Origin of the sequence: Enterococcus sp. S183_ASV_20 (assembly GCF_018919685.1) — a bacterium.
GTDB classification, from domain to species: domain Bacteria; phylum Bacillota; class Bacilli; order Lactobacillales; family Enterococcaceae; genus Enterococcus; species Enterococcus faecalis.
In genome coordinates this window covers 1-711 of the sequence record NZ_JAHLRI010000163.1, presented here as the reverse complement: position 1 = coordinate 711, position 711 = coordinate 1, and the positions used below count along the sequence as shown (strand labels likewise).

Annotated in this window: 1 protein-coding gene; it reads right to left on the bottom strand. The window is 33.3% G+C overall.

From position 1 onward, the window contains the following. Nucleotides 1-148: 148 nt before the first annotated feature. Nucleotides 149-487 carry a hypothetical protein gene (locus tag KQI94_RS16195; protein WP_002360759.1) on the bottom strand — a complete coding sequence of 113 codons (339 nt, stop codon included), beginning with the start codon at nucleotides 485-487 and terminating at the stop codon, nucleotides 149-151. Nucleotides 488-711 lie beyond the last annotated feature (224 nt).

Sequence of the window (711 nt, the reverse complement as noted above, 5' to 3'; positions counted from 1 at the left end):
ACACGACTCCTTCTAACGCTCGTTCCATTTTCGTTTGTTTTTCGGTTCTTTCCTTTTTACTTTCATGATATAACTTTTTCAAATCGATTTTTTCAGTCATGTTTTACATCCTCTCTTTTATTAAATGTTTTTTGTTACCTTGCTAAACTCAACCTTTTTGAATCTTCTGTATGGATTTTTTATTGTTTTTGATCAATGTATCAATCATGTTTTGCGTGATTGCATCCGGAATATACCCTTGCTTAATAAACAGCAGTTTTTCAAGATTGGCTCTGTACTTGTTGATTAATTTAACGTTATTTTTATCCACTTGATCGCCAGATCCAGAATGATACACTTTTTCTTTCAAGCGACGCTGCTCTTTTCTAACTACGCTAAGCGCAATCGTTAATTCAGACGTATTGAACGATTCAAGTTCTTTTATCGTCGTATATTGATAAAAGCAAGGATCTTCTATTATGGTTAATTCCCGTATTTCCATACTCATTTTCCACCTTTCTTATAATTCCTTACATTAGGCTTCAGCTGGGCCAAAAAGCCCAACTGATACCATAAAATATATATTTTTTTATCTATGCAGTTCGTAAAAGACTGCCTAGTATTGGATCAAATTGAATCATTCCAAATTCTGAAAATGCAGGATTCGTCGTATTAACTACATACACATATTGCCTATAAGATTCTAAATCCCTGTGACAGTAAAGCCAATCA